The following is a 25,360-nucleotide window of genomic DNA, read 5'->3' on the forward strand; positions in this document are numbered from 1 at the left end:
CTACTAACATTTTGAAATAATTAAGGGCGCTGTGAGCGCCCTTTTTGTTGTCTGCTTACAATCCGTGTTTCACGCTATGTCCGCGATAACCATAGAGATCGCAACGGCGAAAACACTCATGCTGGCCAGCATGGAGACGCGTTTGCCGTTGCCGCTGTTTGCAAGCCAAACTCTTGCTGGTCCAGATACCAGCGATCCAACACCATAATACACTATGAAGCACAGCAGGCTGGCAATCGCGCCAAATATCGATGCATAGAGCCAGAAGGGCATGACTTCTGGCATATAAAATTGCGGAAGAAGGGAAAAGTAAAACAGCATTCCCTTTGGGTTCAGCAAGCTTGTCAGAAAGCCAAATTTGAAATCACTGCTTCCTGACGGTGCGGCTTGCTCCTCACCGGTCGTCCACATGCCTTCCGCAAAAAACAGGCGGTACGCAAGGAACATAAGGTAGGCGAGGCCTACCCAGCGAATTGCCTGAAACAATTCTGGCTCTGCCATAAAAACAGATTGGAAGCCGGCAGCAACAAGAATCGTGAAGATCATATATCCGGCGGAAATTCCGACAGAGGCTTTAAATGCTGCTGATTTTCCGTTCGCCAAAGCACGGCTGGTGACATAGAGCATGTCTGGTCCCGGGACAATAATCAGGCTTAGTGTGGTGACTAGAAAGAGGAAGATGTTCGCTGCCATAACAAAGATATTCTCATCGGAGTTTCATTTTTATATTTCTCCGAATATACTCCGGCATTAACCTTCCAAACACCGAATTGATTACTGAAATTGAGTTTAAAATGAACCTTGACCGGACAGACTACGAAATTCTTGAGATTTTACAGGATAATGCCCTGTGTCCGAACAAACAGATCGCAACTGAAGTCAACCTGAGTCCATCAGCCTGCCATGAACGCGTTAAGCGTTTGAAAGATAATGGTGTTCTTACGTCGAGTCATGCTGTCATCAACCCCAAATCCTTTGGTATCGGCGCGGAAGCGATGTTTTTCATTCAGTTGGATAAGCATGAAGAATTATTAGTTGAAGAGTTCATTGAGGAAGTGATCGCATTGCCCGAAGTGAAGTCCGTTGCCCTAATCAGCGGGGCGTACGACATCATCGCCCACTTGCGCGTGCGCGACATTAATCATCTCAAAAGCCTCGCCTTTGATAACTTCACAAAGCGGGCGTACATCACGAAGATCGAAAGCTCGATTGTCTATGAATTTAAGGAGAGCCGTGTGCAGAAGCCGCTTTAAAGGCGCTTACCTGCTACATCTTTTTTATGTTGCTCGTTCAGAGCTTCGACTTCGTCCAATCGACGGCCAACTTGCGCCAATGCTGCAACAGTCGTGGTAAACTGGTTTGATTTGTCGAGGTAAAGTTTTCGAGCTGTTTCTGGGAATTCTTGAAGCATTCGCGAAAACAGTGCGCGGCGGATGCGGATCAATTGGCAGTCTTCAACAGCGACTGCACGGGCTGGGCGTTTGCCCTCGGCCATCAACGCATTTTCACCAAACAAGGTACCGGGATCGTAGGTCCCTCTGAGCCGCGTATCGCGACCCATACCTGTTTCCAGCTGCACCTTGCCGACTGTTAGCACGATGCCGCCGTCTGCCCGCTCACCTTCATTAAAAACGGTCCCACCCTTAGACACCTGCATTGCCTCCGCACTGAAGGCAAGCAAGCGTAACTGGTCCTCTGTAAATTGAGAGAGGAGTGGGACACGTCTTAAAATGTCTATGTCGCGGGCTAAACTCATAGCATTTGAATTAGCCGCTTATGCCTCAAGGCACAAGCTTATATCCACCAGCTTCTGTCACCAAAAGCTCTGCATTGGACGGGTCACGCTCAATTTTCTGGCGCAGACGGTAAATATGCGTTTCCAAAGTGTGCGTTGTGACGCCGGAGTTGTAACCCCAAACTTCATGCAGCAGCACGTCGCGGGTCACGGGTTTTTCACCTGCGCGGTAAAGGAACTTCAGAATTGAGGTTTCTTTTTCTGTCAGGCGAACCTTGGAGCCACTGTCATCCTGCATAGACTTTGCAGCAGGCTGGAAGGAGTAGCGACCAATGGTGAACACAGCATCTTCGCTCTGCTCATGCTGACGCAGATGAGCACGAACACGAGCCAGAAGAACAGCAAACTTGAACGGCTTGGTAACGTAATCGTTCGCACCAGCTTCCAGACCAAGAATGGTGTCGCTGTCTGTGTCATGACCGGTTAGCATGATTACAGGTGCGCCAAAGCCGGCTTTGCGCAACATCTTCACAGCCTCACGGCCATCAATGTCCGGCAAACCAACATCCATCAAAACAAGATCAAAATGATCTTCTTTTGCTTTTTTGATGCCAGTTGCAGCATTCTCTGCTTGAGTGGTTTCAAATTCATCATAGAGCGACAGTTGCTCTACGAGAGCTTCGCGCAGATCGTTATCGTCATCTACAAGAAGAATTTTACGTGCGGTCATATTCTCACCCAATCACCGGTAGCGGTGCATTGCCTAAAACTTATCTCACATAAATACATGAAGGGTTGCCGAAAAAAAGGCGAGCGAAAACATGGTAAATCTCCGAGTTTTTCGTAAAATCTAGTTCACGCGCAAGTGACCCCCACTTTATTTGGGAGTGTTTCTTCCAGTATTTTTCTCAGGATATCAGGTTTCGTAATGCTTCCACTCGCTATGCCCACCCCGCCTACAAAACTGCGTAAAAAGACGCAAAAAACGCTATTTGTGCGCCATACAGGTGAGGAACCACACTCCGGAACACTTAGTCTTGGAGCGGTAACATTTGCGTGTGCGCTGGGAAGAACTGGTTTAACGCACACAAAGAAGGAAGGCGATGGAACGACGCCAATTGGACGCTTTGAACTGCTGAATGTGTATTATCGCGCAGATCGTGGGTCCTGTCCGGTAACTTATTTGCCGGTTTCACCACTTTCTCCTGATGACGGCTGGTGCGATTCTTCTGAGGAGACGCTCTACAACCGACCTGTTGATTTGCCATATGAACCCAGTCACGAAAAAATGTGGCGGGATGATCGGCTCTACGACATTGTTGTTGTGCTGGACTGCAACATGTATCCGGCCGTTAAGAACGAAGGCAGCGCCGTCTTCTTTCACGTCGCCCGTGAAGGCTTTTTACCGACAGAGGGCTGTATTGCTGTTTACCCAGAAGTGATGCGTGAGATCCTGAAGGAAATGGCTCCTGGTGACGTGCTAGAAGTGTGTGTTGATTAACGCAAAACTCGTTCAATGCATAAGGGCTGCTTTAAAGCGGCTCGTTCAGTTGTTCTAACCGAGGGTTTCTCCTGTATTTTCCCTAGTAATCTACGGTATTTTCCTTCATATAGTGCGTTCTTGACGGGTTAAATATGGATGGTAGCGAGCTGATGACGGATATGTTGGTTCCCTTTTTAAAAATGAACGGCCTTGGCAATGATTTCGTGGTGTTTGATGCCCGCGAAAACGAAATTGCCTTAACTCCCGAGCAGATAGCTGCAATCGGGAGCCGTACTAAGGGAATTGGCTTTGATCAGATGATCACCGTTGAGCCCACCAATTCCGGCGCTTATGCATTTATGCGAATTCACAACCGTGATGGCAGTGAAGTAGGTGCTTGCGGAAACGCAACACGGTGTATTGGCCGCCTGTTAATGGACGAGGCGAAAACCTCAAACGTTGCTATTCTCACGAATGCAGGATTGTTGATTGCTCATGCCTCTGACAGCGAAACACTTGTGAGCGTAGACATGGGCGTTCCGCGTCTTGAGTGGAAGCAAATCCCGCTTGCGGAAGAGTTTGTTGATACACGCGCTATTGAGCTTCAGATCGGGCCAATTGATGCGCCAGTTCTGCACTCGCCAAGTGTTGTTAACGTTGGTAATCCGCATGCTATTTTCTGGGTGGATGATATTGAAACCCATGACCTTGAGCGGTTTGGACCATTGCTTGAGTGTCACCCGATGTTCCCTGAAAAGGCGAATATCTCTCTGGCTCAAATCATCGGCGAAAACGAGATCCGCCTGAAGGTTTGGGAACGTGGTGTTGGCTTGACGCGAGCCTGTGGCACCGCAGCCTGCGCAACGGGAGTTGCTGCAGCACGGACAGGACGAACAGCACGTAAGTGCACCGTTCATCTACCGGGAGGGCCGCTGGGTATTGAGTGGCGTGAGGACAATGACCACATCATAATGACCGGCGAAACAGAAATTGAATTCGAGGGTGAGCTTAATCTTAACACCCTGACCTACACAAAGACCGCTTCGGGGGATGCGGCAATGGAGCCTACGCAGTGAGCATTGATGTTGTAACATTCGGCTGTCGCCTGAACGCTTATGAGTCGGAAGTGATGAAGCGCGAAGCCGAGGCCGCTGGCCTGAAAGACGCCGTGCTGATCAACACCTGTGCCGTGACCAACGAAGCAGTCCGCCAAGCACGACAAGCCATTCGTAAAACACGTCGCGAAAACCCTGATGCACGCATCATCGTAACCGGATGTGCCGCACAAACTGAGTCTAAAACCTTTGCCGAGATGGGTGAAGTGGATCTGGTTCTTGGCAACTCTGAAAAGCTTGAGCGCGCCTCTTATGGCCGTGTCGCTCAGTTTGGCATTGAGGATACCGAGAAGGTTCGCGTTAACGATATTATGAGCGTGCGCGAAACTGCAGGTCATCTGATTGACGGGCTTGAAGGACGTTCCCGCGCCTTTGTTCAAGTCCAAAACGGATGTGACCACCGCTGCACGTTCTGCATTATCCCCTATGGCCGTGGAAACTCTCGCTCAGTACCGATGGGCGTTGTGATTGATCAGATCAAACGGCTGGTTGATAATGGCTACGGCGAAATCGTACTGACTGGTGTCGATATCACCTCTTTTGGTGCCGATCTGCCGGGCACACCAAAGCTGGGAACGCTCTGTGCCAAGATACTGAAGATGGTTCCTGATCTGAAGCGACTGCGCCTCTCCTCCATCGACAGTATTGAAGCTGATGATGAGTTGATGGAAGTCATCGCCCATGATCAACGTCTGATGTCGCACTTGCACCTGTCTTTGCAGGCTGGCGACAACATGATTCTGAAACGCATGAAGCGTCGGCACTCTCGCGAGGATACCATCCAATTTTGCGAGGACGTTCGCAAGATGCGTCCCGATGTTGTGTTTGGCGCTGATATCATCGCCGGCTTCCCAACAGAAACCGATGAGATGTTTGAGAACACCATGCGCATTGTTGATGAGTGCGGCCTGACACACTTACACGTGTTCCCGTTCTCTCCTCGCCCAGGTACACCAGCAGCTCGCATGCCGCAGCTTGATCGCAGGATTATTAAAGAGCGCGCAGCCCGTCTTCGTATTAAGGGTCAGGAAGCTTTGCTTGCTCACCTTCGTGCGGAAGTTGGTAAGGAGCGTGAGATCCTCATTGAGCGTGAGGGACTTGGTCGCACCGAGCAGTTTACGCAGGTTGAACTGGATGCGGGCACAGCAGGAAGTCTTGTTTCTGCACGCATTACAGGGCATACCGAAAGACATCTGATTGCAGAGCCGGTTGGCAAAGTTGCATAAGCTTTTACACTTCAAGGGTACCTTTCCAGTATGAGCGAAAAAAAGCGCGGTTTTTTCAGTCGCCTGTTTGGTGGCACCTCAGAAGAAACACAGAGCGAGCAGGAGCAGACCGCTCCTGATAGCGCAGAGCTGCGTGAGTCTCTTGAAGGCGTTCAAGCTGTGCCGTTGGACTCAGTAAATGGCCTTGAAGAAACGGCAGAAGCAATTGCAAATGAAACGCTTGATCTCGAAAATCCAGAGATCACAGCGGAACCTGCGCCCATTGCCGAACCGGAACCAACTGAGAAACCTCCAGTTTTTGGCAGAGCGGAAATCAAAGCGCTGGAAGATACAGCGTATCTGGCCGACGACCTTCCGGATGAAAACGTTTCAGCAGACGCTCCTCCGGAGGCAGATATACTAGGGATAGAAGACAGCGATAAAGCTGTTGCTACCTCTGAGGATATTGCCGATGGAAACCCCATTCTCGCATCTGAGATCTCTGAAACATCTGGAGAAACTCAAGGACCAGAAGAAGCTGGAAGCGCTAAAGATCTTCGCGGAGACGGAAAATCTGGAGCAGCTGACGAAGCTCAAGAAATTGAAGAGGCTGGACAAACTCAGCGAACTGAAAAAGCTGGGCAAATTGTTCCAGTAAAGAAAAGCTGGTACCAACGCCTTAAGGCCGGGCTTTCCCGGTCGTCCAGTGCCCTTACTGAGGGCATCAGCTCAATCTTCACCAAGCGCAAGCTGGATGCAGATACACTTGAAGAGCTGGAAGATATTCTCATTCAGGCTGACCTTGGCATCGACACGGCAATAGCGATCACAGATCGTGTTTCCGATGGCCGATACGACAAGGAAATTTCTGGCGAGGAAGTGCGCGCAATTCTTGCTGAAGAAATTGAGAGCGTACTTGAACCAGTCGCCAAACCACTGGATCTCGACCACGGACACAAACCGCACGTCGTTTTGATGGTGGGTGTAAACGGGACTGGTAAGACCACCACAATCGGCAAGCTGTCCTCCCTGCTTCATGAGCAAGGCAAAAAAGTTATGCTCGCAGCGGGAGATACATTCCGCGCAGCAGCAGTTGAGCAGTTGAAAGTATGGGGTGACCGCACCGGCGCTGAAGTGGTTGCTCGCGATACCGGGGCGGATGCTGCCGGACTTGCCTATGATGCTATTGACGCGGCTCTTAATAAAGACGTTGATGTCTTGCTGATTGATACAGCTGGCCGTTTGCAGAACAAAGCCGAGCTGATGGATGAGCTTGAGAAGATCATCCGCGTAATCAAAAAGCAGATCCCAGATGCGCCGCACACCGTTCTCCTGACACTCGATGCGACGACCGGGCAGAACGCACTTTCTCAGGTTGAAATTTTCGGCAAAGTTGCGGGTGTGACCGGGCTTGTGATGACCAAGCTGGATGGCACAGCCCGTGGCGGTATTCTGGTAGCCATTGCCCGCAAATATGGCCTTCCTGTTCACTTCATCGGCGTTGGTGAAGGCGTTGAGGATCTTGAACCATTCTCCGCCAAGGACTTTGCTGAGGCAATTGCAGGCAAAGACGAAGCCTTCGATTGAACTAGCGTAAGTTCATTGGACCCTCGCAGGTGATAGGCTAATGTAGGTTCTGTTACTTACTCGCTTATTGCCCGAGGATTTCCCATGAGCTTGGAATATATTCTCACATCCATCGTTGTTATTTTATTGCCGGGTACAGGTGTCCTTTACACCGTCGCAGTTGGGCTTGGTAAGGGCTTTCAGCCCAGTATTGCCGCCGCTTTTGGTTGCACGCTTGGTATTGTGCCTGCTGCACTAGCCAGCATTATTGGTGTTGCTGCTATTTTTCACAGCAGCACGCTTGCTTTTCAACTCCTCAAGTATCTCGGGGTTGTTTACCTATTTTATGTGTCCTGGAGCATTCTTCGAAGCGGTGGTGCATTAGAAGTAAATGATGAGCGTAAGGAGCGAACTCTGCCTCATACTGTACTCGATGGCATTTTGCTCAACGTTTTAAACCCTAAGCTCTCACTTTTCTTCCTTGCGTTTTTGCCTCAATTTGTTTCTCCGAATAGCGCACAAGCGACATCAGCTTTGCTTCTCCACGCCCTTGTTTTTATGCTACTGACATTTCTGATTTTTGTAGCTTACGGCGCAACTGCTTCACTTGCTCGAGATTACGTGATCACTCGCCCAAAAGTTATGGCTTGGCTAAAGCGTGGCTTTGCCGCTACCTTTGGCGCTCTTGGAGTAAAGCTCGCCTTTGCCGAGAGCTAAGTGCACAGAACAAATAGGCTCACATCAGAGCAAGCTATTGGAACAATATGGAAAACTTAAAGCTGAGGTTCCCTCCCATCCTCGTCTTTCTTGCTGTTGCTGCACTCGTTTGGGTGTCGGCATTCCTGCTACCTGGTGACGTAAACCTACACGGTGCTGGCAATGCCTTTCTCGTAATCGGCATTGGTGCCGGTGCATATTTCGGCATCACAGGCATCTCTGAATTTCGGAGAGCACGAACAACGACAAGCCCAACAAAACTCGAAAATGTGAGCGCTATCGTTTCTGCCGGGATATATTCCAAAACCCGAAACCCAATGTATCTGGGGCTGCAGTTTATGTTGCTTGGCTGGGCAATTTATCAGGGAAATTTGTTTTCAATTGCAATTGCCTTGGGCTTTGCTGGTTACATCACCCTGTTCCAAATCATACCTGAGGAAGCTACTTTAGAAGAAAACTTCGGCGAAGAGTACATGGAATACAAGGCCCGTGTACGCCGCTGGATGTGAGTTTTGCAAAAGCGAGCTTCAGGCTAAAACAAGCCAATCTCCGTGTTGCTTCAACCTACACCCTCAATTGTTACCCTATAGTAAGGATGCGCAATTACTGTTCCTCAGCGTAATACTGGCCGTTGGCCCAAGAATAGTAAAAAAGAGGAAATACAAAAATGGCCGTGCTTATGAAGTTCAAAGGGATTGAGCAGGTTTATAAGGAAACTGGCAAGATAGAGGCGGCTTTAACGAAGGCCAAAGTAGACGATGAAAAGCAAAAGGCATTTATCAAAGAACTGCTGCAAAAACGAAAACGCGTTGAAGATAAATTTCTGGATGAAGTCAATAACGACCCAAAGCTAAAGAACTTTAAGGCTCAGACAATCAAAGGTGATGGCGGTTACACCAAAGCACTTAAAGACGCAGCAGATCGCTTGCCTGTTGAATTAAAGGAAGCAAGCGGGAAGGTAACTTTGGTCGTTGGCAAAAACAATGCCGTCGGCACATAGCCAGTTGCCAGCCCCTACGCGCTGTACTGTGAGATCATGGCCGAAACCTCGGCCATGATGACAATTTGTGTCAGCTGTATGAGCCGCCCTGCATATTCGAAAGTGGCATTTTGCTCGCCTATTCATTGGCTGTATCAGATGCCAGTTTCGCCGCCTTCAATTGCTTCCATCCGGAAAGCTGCGGCCATAAGCGCCTTTGTGTAATCCGTTTTGGGATTATCAAAAACCTCATCAGACGTCCCTGCTTCCATGACCTTACCGTGCTTCATGACGACAACATCATTGGCGAGTGCCCGCACAACCTTGAGATCATGGGAGATGAATAAATACGCCAGCCCATGCGCTTTTTGCAGATCACGAAGCAGATCCACCACTTGTGCCTGAACACTCATATCCAGCGCTGAAGTTGGCTCATCCAGCATAACGAATTTAGGCTCCAGCACCATCGCCCGAGCGATAGAGATGCGCTGACGTTGTCCGCCCGAAAATTCATGCGGATAACGGAACCTAGTTGAAGCATCCAATCCCACTTCTTCCAGAGCAGCAGCAACTTTTGCTTCGCGCTCTGCAGCTGTCAATGTTGGCATATGGATCGTTAAGCCCTCACCCACAATTTCCGCCACTGACATCCGTGGAGATAGAGATCCGAAAGGGTCCTGAAAGACGATCTGCATATCTTTTCGCAACGGACGCATCTGCTTCCACGATTGCTCTTGAATTTCGGAGCCGTTGAAACTGATTTTCCCTGTCGAAGAGATCATGCGTAAGATCGCAAGGCCCAGCGTTGTTTTTCCTGAACCACTCTCGCCCACTATCCCAAGCGTTTGACCAACTCTGACTTTTACATCGATGCCATCAACTGCTTTGATATGACTAACAGTTTTGCGCATGAAGCCGCGTTTAACCGGAAACCAGACCTTGAGGTCCGTCGCTTCCATAATAATTGGCTGGCTATTATCGCCTGCGGGTGGGTGACCTTTCGGTTCTGCAGCGAGCAGGTGTTGGGTATATTCGTGTTGAGGACGCTCAAAAATGTCTTCAACATTCCCCTGCTCGACGATTTCACCCTGTGTCATGACACAGACACGGTCAGAGATCCTGCGTACGATACCCAAGTCATGCGTGATGAAGAGCATGGCCATGCCGGTGCTCTTTTGCAAATCTTTCAGCAATTGCAGAATTTGCGCCTGAACAGTCACATCTAGCGCTGTTGTTGGTTCGTCCGCTATCAGAAGATCTGGCTCATTTGCCAGCGCCATAGCGATCATGACACGCTGTCTTTGGCCGCCAGAAAGCTGGTGCGGATAGGAGTTTAACCGCTCCTCCGCATCGGGAATGCCAACCTGAGCCAGCAGTTCCAATACCCGTTTTCGGGCGTTGGTTTCCCCCAAGCCACGGTGAATTCTTAGGATTTCAGAGACCTGCTGCTCAATGGTATGCAGCGGATTCAAAGAGCTCATTGGCTCCTGAAAAATCATCGAAACCTTGTTGCCACGTACTTTCCGCATGTCGCTTTCAGTAGCCGCTATAAGGTCTTCGCCCTGATAAACGATCTTGCCGGTTGGATGACTGGCGGCGGGATACGGCAACAGCTTTAGTACTGACAAAGCGGTGACGGATTTACCAGAGCCGCTTTCTCCGACCAGCGCAAGGGTTTCCCCTTTGTCGATGCTGAAAGAGATTTTATCGACAGCAAGATTATTATTCTCACCCTGACTGAAGGCGACAGATAGTTCCTCAACAGAGAGGAGCGTGTTTTTATTGGTCATGTGCGTTCCTCCCTTCATTAACTCATTGTTTTTCTTGGGTCGAATGCATCACGCACTGCCTCACCGATGAAGATCAACAGGCTGAGCATGATGGAGAGCACGAAGAAGCCAGTCATTCCAAGCCATGGCGCTTGAAGGTTGTTTTTACCTTGCTTGAGCAATTCACCCAGTGACGCAGAGCCAGGAGGTAAACCGAAACCGAGGAAATCCAGCGCAGTGAGCGTTGAGATTGATCCATTCAGGATAAACGGCATGAACGTGAGCGTTGCGACCATAGCGTTTGGCAGAAGGTGGCGCCGCATGATGGTGCCATTTGACACGCCAAGTGCGCGCGCAGCCGAGATGTACTCAAAGTTTCGGCCTCGGAGGAACTCCGCTCGGATGACGCCAACCAATGCAACCCAAGAGAACGCAAGGAGAATAGAAAAGAGTATCCAGAACCCTGGCGTTAGCACAGATGAGACGATCAAAATGAGATAGAGCGTTGGTATCGCTGTCCATATTTCAATGAACCGCTGTAGGCCAAGATCAATCCAACCGCCGTAGTAGCCTTGAACTGCGCCCGCTGCGATGCCAATCACTGACGAAGCGGCTGTTAGCGCTAAACCGAACAAAACAGAAATACGGAAACCATAGATCAACCTCGCAAGAACATCTCGGCCTTGATCGTCTGTCCCTAACCAGTTCCAATTCCCCACATTACAGTTGGGATCATTTACGCCCTCAGCGTACCGCTCACAGCGTAGTTCTTTATCCATAGTCCAGCTTGGCGGTGCTGGTGCCGGAACGGGTATCTCGTTGTTGACAGTCTGATAAGAATAGCGAATTGCAGGCCACAGGATCCAGCCATCAGCATTAATTTGCTCTTGCACGAACGGATCTCGATAATCAGTTACAGGCAGGAATCCGTTAAACTTCTCTTCCGGGTAATTTACAAAAATTGGGGCTAGAACCTCCCCTTTGTAATAGACCAGCAACGGACGATCGTTCGCAATAAACTCAGCGAGCAAAGTGGTTATGAAAAGGAACAGGAAAATCCAGAGAGCCCAATACCCGCGTTTATTGGCGCAAAAGTTTTGCCATCTGCGTTTGTTTAGTGGTGACATACGCTGACGGCGTTCTGGTGGCTGAGTTTGCTCTGGCAGCGGATTGATTGTTGTGTAGCCTTGCTCTTGAAGGCGTTTTTCGAGTTGTGTGTCCATTGTTCCCGTCACACCTCTCGACTTTCGAAATCAATACGTGGATCAATCCAAGTGTACGTGAGATCAGAAATCAAATTCACAAACAGTCCCATGAGCGAGAATATGTAAAGCGTTGCAAAAACAACTGCATAATCGCGATTGATGATTGATTCAAAGCCAAGCAGGCCCAGACCGTCCAACGAAAAAATCGTTTCGATCAGCAATGACCCAGCAAAGAATGCGGAGATAAACGCCCCCGGAAAACCGGCGACGACAATTAGCATGGCATTGCGGAAGACATGGCCGTAAAGAACCTGATGCTCTGTGAGGCCCTTCGCGCGGGCCGTTTGAACGTATTGTTTTCGGATTTCATCCAGAAAAGAGTTCTTCGTCAAAAGCGTAGTGGTTGCAAATGCCGATAGAGCCATGGCTGTGAGCGGCAAAACAAGGTGCCAGAAATAGTCGAGAATTCTTTCAGGCCAGGACATGTCGCTCCAGCCTTCAGAGGTAAGCCCTCGAAGCGGGAAGAAATCCCAGAAGGAACCACCAGCGAACAAAACAATCAGCATGATCGCGAACAGAAAACCCGGAATGGCGTATCCCACGATGATGATGGAAGACGTCCAGACATCAAAGGATGTCCCATCCTTAACCGCCTTACGAATACCAAGCGGGATTGAAATCCCGTAGGAAATCAACGTCATCCAAAGGCCGAGGGATATGGAAACCGGGAGTTTTTCGACGATGAGATCGACAACTGCAACATCTCGGAAGTAACTTTCTCCGAAGTTGAAGGTCGCGTAATCTACGATCATACGACCGAAGCGTTCCAAGGGGGGCTTATCAAAGCCAAACTGGGCTTCCAACTCCTTGATGAACTCAGGATCGAGCCCTTGCGCGCCTCGGTACTTAGACCCGGCACTGTCTCCACCACCTTGATTAGCGGCGCCCGTACTTCCAAAGTCGCTTCCACCACCCGATATCCGACTGGTAGCTGATACGCTATCCCCTTGCAATTGTGCAATAACTTGCTCGACCGGGCCGCCCGGTGCAAATTGAATAATGGCAAAGTTTATCGCCATGATGCCGATCAGGGTCGGGATCATCAAAAGCAATCTTCGCAGAATATAGGCGCCCATGGGCTTCTTTTGTCCCTAATCTACCTTGCCGATACGCACGGCTTTTTCCAAATCTACCCACCACGTTGTTTCAACGGGGAATGCGAATGCGGGCATGTCATCGGGAATACCGAACATGTCCCAAACTGCAACTGTGTGGAATGCCTTAAACCATTGAGGGACCCAATAATATCCGGCACGCAGTACTCTATCCAATGCTCTGGCAGCAGTTATCATTTCCTCACGAGAGGACGCGCCAAGAGCTTTTTCCACCAAATCATCGACAGCCGGAACCTTAATACCAGCCAGATTGTACGAGCCGTTAGATTCTGCCGAGTTCGTCGTCCAGAAATTCCGAATGCCCGAGCCAAGTGTAGGTGTCAGAGAAAAACGGTGCCCTACAATGTCATAGTCGAAATCATCGACCCGTTTTTGGAATTGAGCCGGGTCTACAACCCGGAAGGTCGCTTCAATCCCTAACAGCCTGAGATTTTTGACATATGGCAGCACAATGCGTTCAAAACCAGGAGAATTGGAAAGGAACTCCATTTTCAACTGCTTATCATCAGGCCCAACAAGCTGCTCTCCGCGCCTGTGATAACCGGCTTCCTTCAGAAGCAATGATGCTTCACGAAGGAGCTTTCGGTCCTGTCCTGACCCATTGGAAATTGGCTGAATGATCGCTTCACCAAAAACGGCGTCCGGCAGGTCTTTTTTATATGGCTCTAAGAGTGCCAGCTCAGCTGAACTTGGCAAACCAACCGCCTTCATCTCCGAATTCTCGAAAAATGACTGTGTGCGGGTGTAGAGATCATAAAACAGCGCTGTATTTGACCATTCAAAATCGAAAGCATAACCCAATGCCTGACGAACTCGTGGATCGGAGAATTTCTCTTTGCGTGTGTTCAGGAACCAGCCTTGAGCACCGGACGGCAATCGAATGGCAAACTCTTTTTTGACAACGCGGCCTTCTGTGAACGCCGGGAAGTTATATTCCGTCGACCATGTTTTGGAGGAAAATTCCTCATGGAACGTAAGGCGCCCTTTCTTGAAAGCTTCAAAGGTCGTCTGTCGGTCGCGGAAGAAATCTAGTCGAATGATCCGAAAGTTGTTGTGCCCCTGCATTACCGGAAGATCTTTTGCCCAGTAATTCTCGGCTTTTTTGTACTCGATGTACCTGCCGATTTCATAACGGCCAACCATATAAGGGCCGGACGAAAGCGGCGGCGTAAGTGTCGAGGCTTCAAAGTTGTAGCGAGTATAATAACTCTTTGAAAAGATAGGTAAAGTCGCAACAAACAGAGGCAATTGCCTGCTGTGTTTTCCCGAGAAACTGACAGTGACAGTGAGTTCATCTGGCGCAGTTGCCCCCACCATCTCCTGAATTGCCTGACGGATAGTGGGGTGCCCTTTTTCCTTCAGGATATTCAAGCTGAAGGCCACATCTTCCGCGTCGAGTGTTGATCCATCGTGGAACCGAGCTTCGGGGCGGATTTTGAACGTTACAAAATTGCCATCGGTTGAAACTTCTGCACTTTCCGCGACCAAACCATAAACCGCATCCGGTTCATCGTAGGCCCGCACCATCAGGGTATCAAAACAATTCTCCATACGTGGAGGGGCATCTCCCTTCAGGATGAAGGTGTTAAACGTGTTGAATGTCTGCGGGTTTTGATTGTACCCCCAGCTCGGCGCCGTCATTACGATCTTCCCGCCCTTGGGAGCTGCGGGATTCACGTAGTCAAATGCTGTAAAATCTGCTGGGTATTTCAGGTCTCCAAACACGGAGAGACCATGGCGCATTGTTCCTGCCTGCACCGGCAGAGCGCCGCCGGGGACAAGAAATGCGGCCATTGTTGCTGCACTGAAATGAAGAAAACTTCGTCTATTTATATTGGTCGGCTGCATCAATTGGCCTCCCTAACTTTTTGGGCTTTCGCCTCATCCCACCACCAGACAGTAGGGAACCCGATTGCAAATTCTGGCAATTGTTTTGCATGCGAGAAACGATCCCAACGGGCAATCCGGCTGAAAGGAGAGGTCCAACTTGGAACCACGTACTGCTCCCACATCAGGATACGATCCATCGCTTTTGTGGCAGCAATCAGTTCTTCTCGGTCATCTGAATTGATAATGATGTTGATTAACTCATCAATCACAGGGTCTTTGACGCCCGCGTAGTTTTGTGAAGCTTCATTATCTGCAGACTCAGACCCCCAATATCCCCGCTGCTCATTACCCGGAGACAACGATTGAGCCCAGCCAGTGTACATCATATCAAAGTCACGGCTGCGCACGCGATTTACGAACTGGGAGCTATCAACAACGCGGAGTTGAAGGTCGATACCGATTTTTCTCAGGGATGCCTGATAACGAAGGGCAACGCGCTCAAAACGCCCGCCGTTCATTAAGTATTCAATAGTCAGAGGTTTCCCGGTTTCTTCATTGACCAGCTTGCCCTGCTTCTGCACGTATCCAGCCTCCTTAAGAAGACCAAGTGCTTCTCTTAGATTGGATCGTTCCTGCCGCGAATCTTCTGAGGCCGGGTTCTCGTAGGGCTCTGTAAAAATTTCTTCCGGCACTGGCGCTTTCAGGGACTTCAGGATCTCTAGTTCCCGCCCCTCTGGCAAGCCTGAAGAAGCTAGCTTTGTTCCATCGAAGTAGCTGGTAAACCGGCTGTATTGACCGAAGAAAATCGTCCGATTCATTTCTTCGAAATTCAGTGCATAGTTCAATGCCTTTCGGACACGGCGATCCTGAAACATTTCTTTGCGCGTATTCAGAATGAAGCCCAGCATCAAGCCGCTGCCACGGTATGTCTGCGGGAATTTCTCTAGTATGATTTGTTGGTTTTCCACCTGCGGAATATCGTAGGCCGTTGCCCAATTTTTTGCCGTCGTTTCTGTGCGCCAATCAAAACTGTCTGCTTTAAAAGCTTCCAGTTGCACAGTCTCGTCCCGGTAATAATCGTAGGCGATCTTATCGAAATTATTAGAGCCCACGTTTACGTTCAGGTCTTTAGCCCAGTAATCTTCGACGCGATCGTATGAAATCGACCGACCTGCAACGACTTTGCCAACGCGATACGCACCAGATGAGAGCGGGGCCTCTAAAGTGCTCCTGGAGATGTCACGTGGGTCTCCGTCCTTATCACTCGCAGTCCACCAATGCTTGGGCAAAATCATAAGAGAACCCAAAATTTGCGGCGCTTCTCGGTTGCCTGGTTCAGCAAAATTGAACCGTATTTCTGTCGGACTTAAAATCTCATAGCCAGTGACATGGCGATAATAATACTTTTCTCTTGGTGCTAGTTTTGTCCATTGATCAAAGGACCATCCCACATCCTCCGCGGTAATTTGCTTACCATCATGCCAGCGTGCTTCTGGCCTTAGCCGATAAGTCACCCATGAGAAATCATCGGGATACTTCAATGCATCTGCAATCAAGCCATACTCAGTTGATGACTCGCTCATGGATGGGGTCATCAGAGTATCGTAAACAAGACCTAGCCCGATAGCTGTGACACCTTTAGATGCGACAGGATTGAGACTATCAAACGTCCCTGTCCACGAAAGGCGAACAGTCCCGCCCTTCGGCGCATCCGGATTTACATAAGGAAAATGCTTAAAGTCCCTAGGCATTTGAGGCGCGCTGATTAGAGAGTCAGCATACCGCCATTCAGGTTCATTCGTTTCAGCAATTGCGGAAGGAGACGCGAGGCTTGCAACAGCAAGCGCCAAACCGGTTAAAGGGCCATATAGTTTGGTACGCACGACATTCCTCCATAAATACAATCAGTAGTTTTGACGTAAAAAACCGTCCGCCAATGAGAGTTGAACTGTTCTCTCAGTTTAAGCCTAACTTTAAACTAAGCTTACGGCTGAAAACACTTCCACGACAACGATTTTTGCCAAGATGACAAAAATTTAACTGGAAGAAACGAGGAAAACATTGGCATTCACCCAAAAGTAGACAATAAAAAAGCCGGGATCAAATCCCGACTCTTTGATAATTCTACCCCAATATTTGTCAGGGCGAAAAATGATCAAGTTTAGTTGATCGGTACTGGGTTATCAGAGAGAGACCGCAAGTAGGCAATAAGATCAGCGCGTGGCTTATCTTTTTTCAAGCCTGCGTACCCCATAGACGTACCAGCGACATGCTTCTTCGGCGCTCTAACGAATTCGTTCAGCTGCTCGAAAGTCCATGCGGGGGTATTTGCACCGAACTCCTGCATTGCAGAGGAGTAGGAGAAGCCTTCATGTGTCGCAGGTGTGCGACCGACAACACCCCACAGAGCTGGGCCAACTTTGTTTTTGCCGCCCTGTTCGAAGGAGTGACAAGCTGCGCATTTTTTGGCTTGCTTTGCGCCAGATTCGGCAGAAGCGGTTACGAGCAATTCTTCAATTGAAGCTACCTTGACTTCTTCCGCAGCTTCATCGCCTGCACCGTCGTCAGCGCCGGCAACTTCAATTTCAAAACCGCGTTTTTCTTCTTCATGAGGCGCAAAGATGACATCTGTCAAAACATTCAGGCCCATGAATGCAACCAAAGCGAACAAAATTGCGCCCACAATTTTATTCAGTTCAAACGAATTCATAGCTCACACGCTCCAAAAATTGGTTAGGCTGGCTTAGTCTGAAAGGGATATGCCACCTAACACGATCTATGTATTTTGCTGGGAAACTACAGTTAAGTTCGAGCGTTTGTCCATAATTTTATTAGTGTTTTTCCTTGGACTTTTGCAGTGGTACGGACCAGAGCTCGATCTTTCCGGACCAAAAAAACTGCGCAAGATTGCCACACCCGAATATGAATAGTTTAAAACGACTATAAACTACTGATTTTCTCAGTAATATCCCAACACCGTTTAATAAGGTTGCAAATTAGTGGTACCACACTTAGTTAACCTGAACTCAAGTTAGTGCGACAATATATCACATTAAATGACCTGGAGATCTGAGGGTTTTGCATCCCAACGAGACCTCAATATGCATATCTGCGCACTCTTGAGGTCTTTTCACCTAATGTTTCGTCGCAGCAAGCCGTTTTAGTTTTGCTTTCCCTCGCATCTAGGGCAATTTGTAGAAGAATTCGCTTCGCTAACTATAGCGACGCCTTTAAACATAACCCATTTCCAAAATACCTGTGAGTATAGTGATGTCTGAACAGCGCAAAGTCGTGTTTCAAGGAGAGGTGGGAGCCAACTCCCATATGGCATGTAACAGTGTCTACCCAGAGTACCAAGCTATCCCTTGCCCGACTTTTGAAGACTGCTTCCACGCTATCGAAAATGGAGATGCGGAGCTCGGGATGATCCCGATTGAAAACTCCGTTGCGGGCCGTGTTGCAGATATTCACCACCTTCTACCACGCAGCAACCTGCATATTATTGGCGAGTACTTCATGCCAATCCGTTTTCAGCTGATGGGTATTCCCGGCACAAAGCTTGAAGATTTAAAGAGCGTTCAAAGCCACATTATGGGCCTTGGACAATGTCGAAACTTCATTCGCAAGCATGGCCTCAGCCCAATTATCGGCGCAGATACAGCAGGTTCTGCCCGGCAGGTCATTGAAGGTGGTGACAAATCAATCGCGGCTTTCGCCCCAGAACTGGCGGCTGATGTTTACGGCCTTGATATTCTGGCGCGTGATTGTGAAGACGAAGCTCACAACACCACCCGCTTTGTAATTTTGTCGCGCGAGAAAAAGCAGGCTGCAAATACCGGCCAGCCTATTATCTCCACTTTCGTGTTCCGGGTCCGTAACGTCTCCGCTGCTTTGTACAAAGGGTTGGGCGGTTTTGCGACGAACAACGTGAACATGACCAAACTGGAATCCTACCAGTTGGAAGGGCAATTTTTCGCTTCAATGTTCTATGCAGACGTCGAAGGCCACCCAGAAGAAGCAAATGTAGCCCTTGCACTTGAAGAGCTGGCGTTTTATTCGACGGAACTGAATATTCTTGGGGTATACAATGCCAGCCCGTTCCGCGAAAAAATACGGGAGCCTGAGGCTAACCGAGCTTTGCGGCCGACACCTGGGAAATAATCTTTGATAGGCCTTACTCAAGCGGTGAGCCACCTATGTATCGTTCCGGGCTTTGGGTCCGGGCTAGTTACAAGGACTTTACATGTCTGAATTCAAGTTTGATGCATTGTGCATCGGCAATGCAATCACTGATGTCTTCTCTCATGTGGAAGATAACTTTCTCGTTGAACAGTCTCTTGTTAAAGGGTCTATGCGGTTGGTCGACACAGACGAGGCCTTGCGTCTTTATGATCTGATGGGCCAGACCACCCGCATTTCCGGCGGGAGCGCTGGTAATACTGCTGCGGGCATAGCCTCGTTGGGCGGCGTACCAGCTTTTATTGGTAAGGTCGCTGATGATGAAATTGGCGAGGTATACCGCCATGACATGAACAGCATTGGGTCGCATTTCAACACCGGCCCTCTACGTGATGATCTTGCGTCAGGTCGGTCCATGATTTTGATTACGCCGGATGGCGAGCGGACCATGAACACCTATCTAGGTGCAGCGACTAAGCTAACTGCCTTTGACATTGATAAGGCCATTGTCGCTCAATCCGCAATCACCTATATGGAAGGCTACCTTTGGGATGAGGAAGCGGCAAAGAGCGCATTCCTTGAAGCCTCCAAGATTGCACATGCCTCAGAGAGACTGGTGTCCCTCTCCCTTTCTGACAGTTTTTGCGTAGACCGCTTCCGCGATGAGTTTCTTGAGCTCATTCAGGAAGACAAGGTCGATATCCTATTTGCCAACGAACATGAGCTGAAAGCTCTGTATCAGACGGCAGACATTGAAACAGCAATTGCGCAGGTTCGTGAAGATTGCACACTCACCGCTCTTACAATGGGCTCAGAAGGTGCTATGGCGATCTCTCGCGAGGAGACTGTGCATGTGCCTGCCTCTGCCATCATCGGCGGTGTGCGTGACCTGACAGGTGCTGGTGACCTATTTGCCTCAGGCTTCCTCTTCGGACTGGCCCGCGACTTTGATTTGAGCACTTGTGCTGAGCTTGGCTGCCTTTGTGCTGGCGAAGTGATCAGCCATGTTGGTGCGCGTCCTGAAAAGCCACTCGACCAGATTGCTGAGCAGAGCGGCTTTACGCTGTAATCTCTCATCTATTGTCATTAATAGGCGGCTCCCGGGCCGCCTTTTTATTTACAAGATCACCTGTTCAATCTGGCGGGTACTTTGAACTTGAAAAAATAAGGGCTCTGCGGTCCTGATATTCAGGCGCTCAATTTCATCAGGCTTAAGGGTATTGATCACAGAGACCAGCGCACGCAGTGAATTTCTATGTGCAGCGATGATGATATTTTTCCCGTTTAACAATTAGGGCAAGACACAACTGTTAAACGCATTGCTGGTCCGTTTTGCCGTCATTTCGAGGCTCTCGCCACCGGGAGGAACTTCATCGAAGGATTGGCGCCAGCGATGGACTTGCTCAACTCCGTAGTTTTGGCTTGCGGCCTCGACGGTAAGCCCTGTCAGTTCACCATAATCCCGCTCATTAAAGCGCTTGTCTTCAATAACGTGGAGCTGGGACTGTTCCATTTCCGTCAAAATTAGACCCAGCGTATTCCGGGCCCGAGCAAGACAGGAGGAATAGGCCATGTCAAATTTCAATGATTTGGATTTGAGGAGCTGTCCGGTTCGCTTAGCTTCTTCGACGCCTTGTGCAGTTAGCTTAGGATTGCTCTGCCCTGAAAAAATTCTCTTGGAGTTCCATTCACTTTGCCCATGGCGCACTAACACCAACAATCCCATAAGATACGCCCCACATGTTTCAATAGACCGTTTTATACTGAGATTGGCGCGCATCTAAACCAAACTTTCGTGCAATATGTCATGTGGAGACATTGAATATCTTCAAGCTTCCTCCAAAATTCTAGTTGGCAATCCATCTAGGCTTACAGAGTTATATTTGCGCCAATAATTTTCGAGTTCCACCTGATCCATAGTTTCATAGTAAGGCAGGAACTCTTTATCTACGCGCGTCGTCACTAGGTCCATTTGCGGTACGGTTGAACCACAAGAGGTTTGAATCAGCTCGATATCCAAATCAAAGATTTGCCGACTACCGGGAATATCTGGGAACAGACCCGCCAGCTCATTCCAGTTATCATCTCGCGGATGAACAACTTTTGCCTGACCAAACACTCTCAGCGTCAGCCTCTGCTCTCCAAAAGAGCAGAACATCAGCGTCATGCGGCTAAGTTCCTGGATATGGGTCGCGGTTTCGTTGCCAATTCCCGTCAGGTTGAGCCAGACAAGCCTTTCATCGCTCAATACGCGAAGAGTATCCATTCCTTTAGGCGAGATATTAATGCGCCCGGTAGCCCCAGCTGTCGCGACGAAGAAGATCTGTTGCTCTTCAATGTGTTGGCGGAACCTGCGATTTAATCGTTCAGCTATGATCATCGGTTTCCCTTGGCCCCCAGCTCACCAGCTGCTATTCGGAATCTGCGTACTCGACATTTTTTCGACGTTGCTCACCGGCATAACTTCCAGATCGCCCCTCATTCCTTTTTTCATAACCACGAGCCCAAGCCTGCCAGAACTCAGGGGATGCATCTTTCATTTCACCAATTTCAGGCGGAGACAGAACAGTTTTAGGGAGGATGGAATTTGGAAGCTGAACAACCTGCAATAATGGCCGATGCCGAGGGAAGCTTATCGGCACATCTTGTTTGCGGAGCTTCACATTTATGAAGAGTGGCGAACAGAACCAGCTTGAATCAATCATTGCTTCAAAACAATCGTAGGCTGCGTTGCTGGGTAGATTGATGGGCCCACGCACCCAGTGACACTGACCTTCATCACCAATCAGGCTGTACCCTGTGCCAATCTGCACAATATCGCCTTCAGGGAAGACATCCAGAAATGGCGGATAGTTGTCTTCTAATTCAGGTGGGCAGGTATCTCTGTAATCCTGAACGAAATCCGTTAGGTACAGTCGGTCCAGAAGTGTCCATTCACCCTCCGCACCCAATCGGTATAAAACCTCTGAGCCTGTCCATAGAAGGTAAAAATCAACCGGCGGGTACAAATACCACCCCTGGCGAGATGCAGTGACAAGTGGCTCGCAATACTTCATAGCGCGCGCTGGCATCATACCGAGGTTTGTTCCATCCGCCTTAACAACATCAGGCGCGGATTTGACCATTCTTACAAATTTCACGTGCTTTTCCTCGCAGATGAAATGATCTGCAAATCAGAGTGGAGCCAATGATGGGCCCCACTCTTTAAAGTATTATTTTGGCTTCTTATCTGTCTCTTTTGGAGCCATGCCGCCATTCAATTTTGCTGGCTTAGCTTGAGCGGATGAAGGGCGACCATCGGTAGCTACTGAAAACTTCATAGACTGTCCTTTCAATCAATTTTTAAAATTGCGCGTGTAGGGATTACCTCGCAAATGAAGGCTGTCATCGAATTTTCGGCAAAGCAACACTAATAATAATTGATTTACATTATCTATTATTGATAATTTACGGTGCGTTATTTATCATAAGCTTAGTATTATTATTTGATCTACTTATGTGAATAACTACTACTTGAGACGCCACAGAGATCTTACCCTTTGACATGTAAAACCTCTAAATTGAAATTGGCCAACAAAAAAGCGGCCCTTTGAAAGGCCGCTTTTGTGATTCAATTTCTAACGTAGATGAAGACTAAACTTCAGCCAAATCTTCTACAGAGAGAACCTTACCTTCTTCATCAAGACGGTAAACGATAGGCTTACCAGTGCCCAGTTCACGCTTGAGGATCTCCTCTGGAGTCAGGTCTTCCAGTTCCATGATAAGGGACCGCAGGGAGTTGCCGTGTGCAGCAACAATAGTCCGATTACCTTCGAGAACTTTTGGAAGAATGTCACTGCGGTAGTATGGCAGTGTACGTTCTGCAGTCATCTTCAGGCTTTCACCGCCTGGAGGAGGAACGTCGAAAGAACGACGCCAAATATGGACCTGCTCTTCACCGAATTTCACACGAGCTTCGTCTTTGTTCATGCCGGTGATGTCACCGTAATCACGCTCATTCAGAGCTTGATCTTTGGCGGTTGGCAAGTCTTCCTGCCCGAGTTCAGCAAGGATCAGCTTCAGAGTATTCTGAGCGCGCTGCAGGTCGGAAGTGAATGCAAGGTCAAACGTAAGGTTCATTTCCTTAAGTTTTTTCCCAGCAGTCTTTGCTTCTTCAACACCTTGTTCTGTCAAGTCTGGATCTTTCCAGCCGGTGAACAAGTTTTTCAAATTCCATTCGCTTTGTCCGTGGCGGACGAGAACCAAAAGGCGTTCCATCAAGTTCTCCTAAGGAGGTTATGTTTGCTTGAAAGCAGTTGTCTTGGAAGGACTGCAGTCAAGTTTCATTTCGCATATCTCGCACTTCACTTCTCAGCGCGCGAAACTGCGGTGTGTATTACTCATCATTCAGGCCGAGAACATCAGCCATCGAGTATAGGCCCGGTTGCTGTTTTAGCGCCCAAAGAGCTGCCTTAACTGCACCGCGAGCAAAAATATGCCTATCAGTTGCGATGTGCGAAAGATCTATACGCTCTCCTTCGCCTGCAAACATCACAGTATGTTCACCTACTACCGAACCGCCTCGTAATGTAGCGAAACCTATATCACCTCGATTGCGTGCACCTGTAATGCCATCACGCGTGCGAACACTATTTGTTTCGAGGTCAATTCCGCGGCCTTCAGCAGCAGCCTCACCCAACAGCAATGCTGTACCGGAGGGCGCATCTACCTTGTGTTTATGGTGCATCTCAAGAACTTCGATATCAAAGTCCTCATCCAATGCTGCAGCAGCCTTTTTTACAAGACCTGCGAGCAGGTTAACACCTAGGCTCATATTACCTGATTTGACAATGCGGGCCGATGTCGCGGAGGACACCAATTCCGCAGATTGCGCGGAGGTCATACCGGTTGTGCCGATTACATGCACGATTGAATGACGTGCTGCGGCTGTGGCAAAGCCAACGGTTGCTTCTGGAATTGTAAAATCCAGCACACCCTCAGCTTGTTCAAATGCAGCATCCAGATTAGCAGTTACTGGCACACTTAGTTTACCGCACCCTGCTAATTCCCCAGCGTCTTTGCCCAGGAACTCAGAGCCCGTACGCTCTACAGCGCCTGAAACTACAACGCCGTCCATCTCGGTTACCGTGCGTATCAGTGCGCGGCCCATTCGGCCACCCGCACCAACAACAACCAGTCGCATATCGCCCATCGTATTCCCCCGGGCTTCTGTAAAGCCCCTCCAACCATAAGGTGTGTGTGGGTATAGCAGGCAGCTTGCCTCTATTCAAACCGAATAGGCCAAAGGATCAAAAGAGGTTTTAAATCTGCAAGTTGCAACTGCATTGAGTTTTAGTTCATAGACTTATTCGCATTATTGCTTAGTCTATCCGAGCACAACAAACAAACCAAGCAACTGACCTTAGTTTCAAATTTCATTCTTAGAATGTGAAATTTCGCGTCGGCTTGACGAGACCTAGGCACAGCAATGGATAATATACGTGGGAGCGCCTGGATGGTGCTCGCAATGCTGGGATTTGCAATAGAAGACGCATTGCTTAAGTCCGCGACGACAATTGTCCCAGTGGGACAGACCTTAATGCTTTTTGGCATCGGCGGAACACTAGGGTTTCTCATCCTCACCTGGAGGAGAGGAGAAAAAGCTCTGGTCCGCGCCGCCCTAACACCTACACTCTTAACTCGTGCTGTATTTGAAATCACAGGCCGCCTGTTCTTCCTGCTTTCCCTTGCCTTAAGTACGCTGTCCAGCACATCTGCCATTCTACAAGCCACGCCGCTAGCTGTGACTTTGGGTGCAGCTCTCTTCCTTGGCGAACGGGTACGTTGGCAACGCTGGCTTGCTATCTTTGTCGGGTTTGTAGGTGTTCTTTTGGTGATCAAACCCAGTCCAGCGTCATTTGAACTGACATCAATGCTAGCGGTTATTGGTATGCTCGGTTTTGCTGGGCGCGATCTGGCAACACGAGCAGCACCTCCAGCGCTTTCCAATATGCAGCTGGGTGTCTACGGGTTCGCGGTATTGATCCCAACGGGTGGGGCTTATGCGCTTTGGAATGGTGGTTTCATTATGCCTGACCTTGCAAGCGGCACTGCAATCTTCATCGCAACATTCGTTGGCGTCGGAGCCTATTACTCACTTACTGTTGCGATGAGGGCTGGTGAGGTTTCGGTGATTACCCCGTTCCGTTATTCCCGCCTCTTATTCGGATTGTTTCTAGGTGCTGTGATATTTGGTGAACGACCAGACATGATGACCCTAGTAGGCTCTGCAGTTATTGTTGTGAGTGGGGTTTATATTTTAACTCAGCGGCAACCTGCCAGCAGCGACAAAGACACATTAACCTCTCAAAACTAAAGAGCTTTTTGATCCGCCAATAAAAAAAGGCCACTTCAATCTGAAGC

25 protein-coding genes are annotated in these 25,360 nt (G+C 49.1%); 11 read left to right on the top strand and 14 right to left on the bottom strand.

The genetic code is table 11. The features are described 5' to 3' along the window. Positions 1–69: 69 nt before the first annotated feature. Entirely contained in the window at positions 70–693 is a 624-nt protein-coding gene (locus BLS62_RS18325) for a LysE family translocator (protein WP_093183649.1), read from the bottom strand. A 101-nt stretch (positions 694–794) separates the two neighbouring features. Here BLS62_RS18325 and BLS62_RS18330 point away from each other — a divergent pair, with 101 nt between their 5' ends. Continuing rightward, positions 795–1,253, top strand: coding sequence for an Lrp/AsnC family transcriptional regulator (locus tag BLS62_RS18330; RefSeq protein WP_093183651.1), 459 nt, complete (start codon positions 795–797; stop codon positions 1,251–1,253). On the opposite strand, the gene BLS62_RS18335 is transcribed toward BLS62_RS18330, so the two are convergent. Beyond that, complete coding sequence (locus tag BLS62_RS18335; RefSeq protein ID WP_244283596.1) at positions 1,250–1,657, bottom strand: cyclic nucleotide-binding domain-containing protein; 408 nt, start codon at positions 1,655–1,657, stop codon at positions 1,250–1,252. The genes BLS62_RS18330 and BLS62_RS18335 overlap by 4 nt on opposite strands. A gap of 124 nt (positions 1,658–1,781) precedes the next feature. Beyond that, positions 1,782–2,465, bottom strand: a complete 684-nt coding sequence (locus BLS62_RS18340; protein WP_093183656.1) for a response regulator transcription factor — start codon at positions 2,463–2,465, stop codon at positions 1,782–1,784. Positions 2,466–2,663: 198 nt separating this feature from the next. Here BLS62_RS18340 and BLS62_RS18345 point away from each other — a divergent pair, with 198 nt between their 5' ends. From BLS62_RS18345 to BLS62_RS18375, 7 genes are all read left to right on the top strand, one after another. After that, on the top strand, positions 2,664–3,236 hold the full coding sequence (locus tag BLS62_RS18345; protein WP_244283597.1) for a L,D-transpeptidase family protein: 573 nt from the start codon (positions 2,664–2,666) through the stop codon (positions 3,234–3,236). Positions 3,237–3,370: 134 nt separating this feature from the next. Then, positions 3,371–4,294 (top strand): diaminopimelate epimerase, encoded by a 924-nt coding sequence (gene dapF, locus BLS62_RS18350; RefSeq protein ID WP_244283598.1) that lies wholly within the window; start codon positions 3,371–3,373, stop codon positions 4,292–4,294. Beyond that, the gene (gene mtaB / locus BLS62_RS18355) at positions 4,291–5,559 is read left to right on the top strand and encodes a tRNA (N(6)-L-threonylcarbamoyladenosine(37)-C(2))-methylthiotransferase MtaB (protein WP_093183658.1); all 1,269 of its coding nucleotides are present in this window, start codon (positions 4,291–4,293) and stop codon (positions 5,557–5,559) included. The genes dapF and mtaB overlap by 4 nt, the downstream gene beginning before the upstream one ends. 30 nt (positions 5,560–5,589) lie before the next feature. Continuing rightward, the gene (ftsY, locus tag BLS62_RS18360; protein WP_093183662.1) at positions 5,590–7,125 is read left to right on the top strand and encodes a signal recognition particle-docking protein FtsY; all 1,536 of its coding nucleotides are present in this window, start codon (positions 5,590–5,592) and stop codon (positions 7,123–7,125) included. 84 nt (positions 7,126–7,209) lie between these two features. Then, positions 7,210–7,821 carry a LysE family translocator gene (locus BLS62_RS18365; protein WP_093183665.1) on the top strand — a complete coding sequence of 204 codons (612 nt, stop codon included), beginning with the start codon at positions 7,210–7,212 and terminating at the stop codon, positions 7,819–7,821. A 47-nt stretch (positions 7,822–7,868) separates the two neighbouring features. Then, entirely contained in the window at positions 7,869–8,330 is a 462-nt protein-coding gene (locus BLS62_RS18370; RefSeq protein WP_093183667.1) for a methyltransferase family protein, read from the top strand. A 158-nt stretch (positions 8,331–8,488) separates the two neighbouring features. Then, a complete protein-coding gene (locus tag BLS62_RS18375) occupies positions 8,489–8,821 on the top strand; it encodes a protein kinase family protein (protein ID WP_093183670.1) in 333 nt (110 codons plus the stop codon). A gap of 134 nt (positions 8,822–8,955) precedes the next feature. Here the strand turns inward: BLS62_RS18375 and BLS62_RS18380 are convergent, their stop codons facing one another. The 6 genes from BLS62_RS18380 to BLS62_RS18405 all read right to left on the bottom strand — a co-directional run bounded on the left by BLS62_RS18380 (position 8,956) and on the right by BLS62_RS18405 (position 17,489). Then, the gene (locus BLS62_RS18380; RefSeq protein WP_093183672.1) at positions 8,956–10,590 is read right to left on the bottom strand and encodes an ABC transporter ATP-binding protein; all 1,635 of its coding nucleotides are present in this window, start codon (positions 10,588–10,590) and stop codon (positions 8,956–8,958) included. Positions 10,591–10,607: 17 nt separating this feature from the next. Then, positions 10,608–11,792 carry an ABC transporter permease gene (locus BLS62_RS18385; RefSeq protein WP_093183675.1) on the bottom strand — a complete coding sequence of 395 codons (1,185 nt, stop codon included), beginning with the start codon at positions 11,790–11,792 and terminating at the stop codon, positions 10,608–10,610. Between the two features lie 8 nt (positions 11,793–11,800). Further along, on the bottom strand, positions 11,801–12,910 hold the full coding sequence (locus BLS62_RS18390; protein ID WP_093183678.1) for a microcin C ABC transporter permease YejB: 1,110 nt from the start codon (positions 12,908–12,910) through the stop codon (positions 11,801–11,803). Between the two features lie 15 nt (positions 12,911–12,925). Further along, a complete protein-coding gene (locus tag BLS62_RS18395; protein WP_093183681.1) occupies positions 12,926–14,797 on the bottom strand; it encodes an ABC transporter substrate-binding protein in 1,872 nt (623 codons plus the stop codon). Continuing rightward, positions 14,797–16,662, bottom strand: a complete 1,866-nt coding sequence (locus BLS62_RS18400; protein ID WP_208990948.1) for an extracellular solute-binding protein — start codon at positions 16,660–16,662, stop codon at positions 14,797–14,799. The genes BLS62_RS18395 and BLS62_RS18400 overlap by 1 nt, the downstream gene beginning before the upstream one ends. A gap of 278 nt (positions 16,663–16,940) precedes the next feature. Then, positions 16,941–17,489 carry a c-type cytochrome gene (locus BLS62_RS18405; RefSeq protein ID WP_093183683.1) on the bottom strand — a complete coding sequence of 183 codons (549 nt, stop codon included), beginning with the start codon at positions 17,487–17,489 and terminating at the stop codon, positions 16,941–16,943. A gap of 560 nt (positions 17,490–18,049) precedes the next feature. On the opposite strand from BLS62_RS18405, the gene BLS62_RS18410 reads away from it, so the two are divergent. Further along, complete coding sequence (locus tag BLS62_RS18410) at positions 18,050–18,940, top strand: prephenate dehydratase (protein ID WP_093183686.1); 891 nt, start codon at positions 18,050–18,052, stop codon at positions 18,938–18,940. Positions 18,941–19,022: 82 nt separating this feature from the next. Continuing rightward, positions 19,023–20,027: an adenosine kinase gene (locus tag BLS62_RS18415; RefSeq protein WP_093183689.1), complete on the top strand. Its 1,005-nt coding sequence runs from the start codon at positions 19,023–19,025 to the stop codon at positions 20,025–20,027. A 222-nt stretch (positions 20,028–20,249) separates the two neighbouring features. Here the strand turns inward: BLS62_RS18415 and BLS62_RS18420 are convergent, their stop codons facing one another. The 5 genes from BLS62_RS18420 to dapB form a co-directional block, all read right to left on the bottom strand. After that, positions 20,250–20,684 carry a 2,3-bisphosphoglycerate-dependent phosphoglycerate mutase gene (locus BLS62_RS18420; RefSeq protein ID WP_208990949.1) on the bottom strand — a complete coding sequence of 145 codons (435 nt, stop codon included), beginning with the start codon at positions 20,682–20,684 and terminating at the stop codon, positions 20,250–20,252. A gap of 102 nt (positions 20,685–20,786) precedes the next feature. Then, entirely contained in the window at positions 20,787–21,338 is a 552-nt protein-coding gene (locus BLS62_RS18425; protein WP_093183692.1) for a pyridoxamine 5'-phosphate oxidase family protein, read from the bottom strand. A gap of 31 nt (positions 21,339–21,369) precedes the next feature. After that, complete coding sequence (locus BLS62_RS18430) at positions 21,370–22,098, bottom strand: hypothetical protein (RefSeq protein WP_208990950.1); 729 nt, start codon at positions 22,096–22,098, stop codon at positions 21,370–21,372. Between the two features lie 493 nt (positions 22,099–22,591). Continuing rightward, positions 22,592–23,215 carry a 2,3-bisphosphoglycerate-dependent phosphoglycerate mutase gene (locus BLS62_RS18435; protein WP_093183698.1) on the bottom strand — a complete coding sequence of 208 codons (624 nt, stop codon included), beginning with the start codon at positions 23,213–23,215 and terminating at the stop codon, positions 22,592–22,594. Between the two features lie 118 nt (positions 23,216–23,333). After that, on the bottom strand, positions 23,334–24,149 hold the full coding sequence (dapB, locus tag BLS62_RS18440; protein ID WP_093183700.1) for a 4-hydroxy-tetrahydrodipicolinate reductase: 816 nt from the start codon (positions 24,147–24,149) through the stop codon (positions 23,334–23,336). A 276-nt stretch (positions 24,150–24,425) separates the two neighbouring features. On the opposite strand from dapB, the gene BLS62_RS18445 reads away from it, so the two are divergent. Beyond that, entirely contained in the window at positions 24,426–25,313 is an 888-nt protein-coding gene (locus tag BLS62_RS18445; RefSeq protein ID WP_093183702.1) for a DMT family transporter, read from the top strand. Positions 25,314–25,360 lie beyond the last annotated feature (47 nt).

This window comes from Pseudovibrio sp. Tun.PSC04-5.I4, from assembly GCF_900104145.1.
In the GTDB taxonomy this organism is placed as follows: domain Bacteria; phylum Pseudomonadota; class Alphaproteobacteria; order Rhizobiales; family Stappiaceae; genus Pseudovibrio.

Bases quoted from the DNA above. Each gene is read 5' to 3' on its own strand.
- BLS62_RS18325 (WP_093183649.1), bottom strand. From the start codon at position 693: ATGGCAGCGAACATCTTCCTCTTTCTAGTCACCACACTAAGCCTGATT.
- BLS62_RS18330 (WP_093183651.1), top strand. From the start codon at position 795: ATGAACCTTGACCGGACAGACTACGAAATTCTTGAGATTTTACAGGAT.
- BLS62_RS18335 (WP_244283596.1), bottom strand. From the start codon at position 1,657: ATGCAGGTGTCTAAGGGTGGGACCGTTTTTAATGAAGGTGAGCGGGCA.
- BLS62_RS18340 (WP_093183656.1), bottom strand. From the start codon at position 2,465: ATGACCGCACGTAAAATTCTTCTTGTAGATGACGATAACGATCTGCGC.
- BLS62_RS18345 (WP_244283597.1), top strand. From the start codon at position 2,664: ATGCTTCCACTCGCTATGCCCACCCCGCCTACAAAACTGCGTAAAAAG.
- dapF (WP_244283598.1), top strand. From the start codon at position 3,371: ATGGATGGTAGCGAGCTGATGACGGATATGTTGGTTCCCTTTTTAAAA.
- ftsY (WP_093183662.1), top strand. From the start codon at position 5,590: ATGAGCGAAAAAAAGCGCGGTTTTTTCAGTCGCCTGTTTGGTGGCACC.
- BLS62_RS18365 (WP_093183665.1), top strand. From the start codon at position 7,210: ATGAGCTTGGAATATATTCTCACATCCATCGTTGTTATTTTATTGCCG.
- BLS62_RS18370 (WP_093183667.1), top strand. From the start codon at position 7,869: ATGGAAAACTTAAAGCTGAGGTTCCCTCCCATCCTCGTCTTTCTTGCT.
- BLS62_RS18375 (WP_093183670.1), top strand. From the start codon at position 8,489: ATGGCCGTGCTTATGAAGTTCAAAGGGATTGAGCAGGTTTATAAGGAA.
- BLS62_RS18380 (WP_093183672.1), bottom strand. From the start codon at position 10,590: ATGACCAATAAAAACACGCTCCTCTCTGTTGAGGAACTATCTGTCGCC.
- BLS62_RS18385 (WP_093183675.1), bottom strand. From the start codon at position 11,792: ATGGACACACAACTCGAAAAACGCCTTCAAGAGCAAGGCTACACAACA.
- BLS62_RS18390 (WP_093183678.1), bottom strand. From the start codon at position 12,910: ATGGGCGCCTATATTCTGCGAAGATTGCTTTTGATGATCCCGACCCTG.
- BLS62_RS18395 (WP_093183681.1), bottom strand. From the start codon at position 14,797: ATGCAGCCGACCAATATAAATAGACGAAGTTTTCTTCATTTCAGTGCA.
- BLS62_RS18405 (WP_093183683.1), bottom strand. From the start codon at position 17,489: ATGAATTCGTTTGAACTGAATAAAATTGTGGGCGCAATTTTGTTCGCT.
- BLS62_RS18410 (WP_093183686.1), top strand. From the start codon at position 18,050: ATGTCTGAACAGCGCAAAGTCGTGTTTCAAGGAGAGGTGGGAGCCAAC.
- BLS62_RS18415 (WP_093183689.1), top strand. From the start codon at position 19,023: ATGTCTGAATTCAAGTTTGATGCATTGTGCATCGGCAATGCAATCACT.
- BLS62_RS18420 (WP_208990949.1), bottom strand. From the start codon at position 20,684: ATGGGATTGTTGGTGTTAGTGCGCCATGGGCAAAGTGAATGGAACTCC.
- BLS62_RS18425 (WP_093183692.1), bottom strand. From the start codon at position 21,338: ATGATCATAGCTGAACGATTAAATCGCAGGTTCCGCCAACACATTGAA.
- BLS62_RS18435 (WP_093183698.1), bottom strand. From the start codon at position 23,215: ATGGAACGCCTTTTGGTTCTCGTCCGCCACGGACAAAGCGAATGGAAT.
- dapB (WP_093183700.1), bottom strand. From the start codon at position 24,149: ATGGGCGATATGCGACTGGTTGTTGTTGGTGCGGGTGGCCGAATGGGC.
- BLS62_RS18445 (WP_093183702.1), top strand. From the start codon at position 24,426: ATGGATAATATACGTGGGAGCGCCTGGATGGTGCTCGCAATGCTGGGA.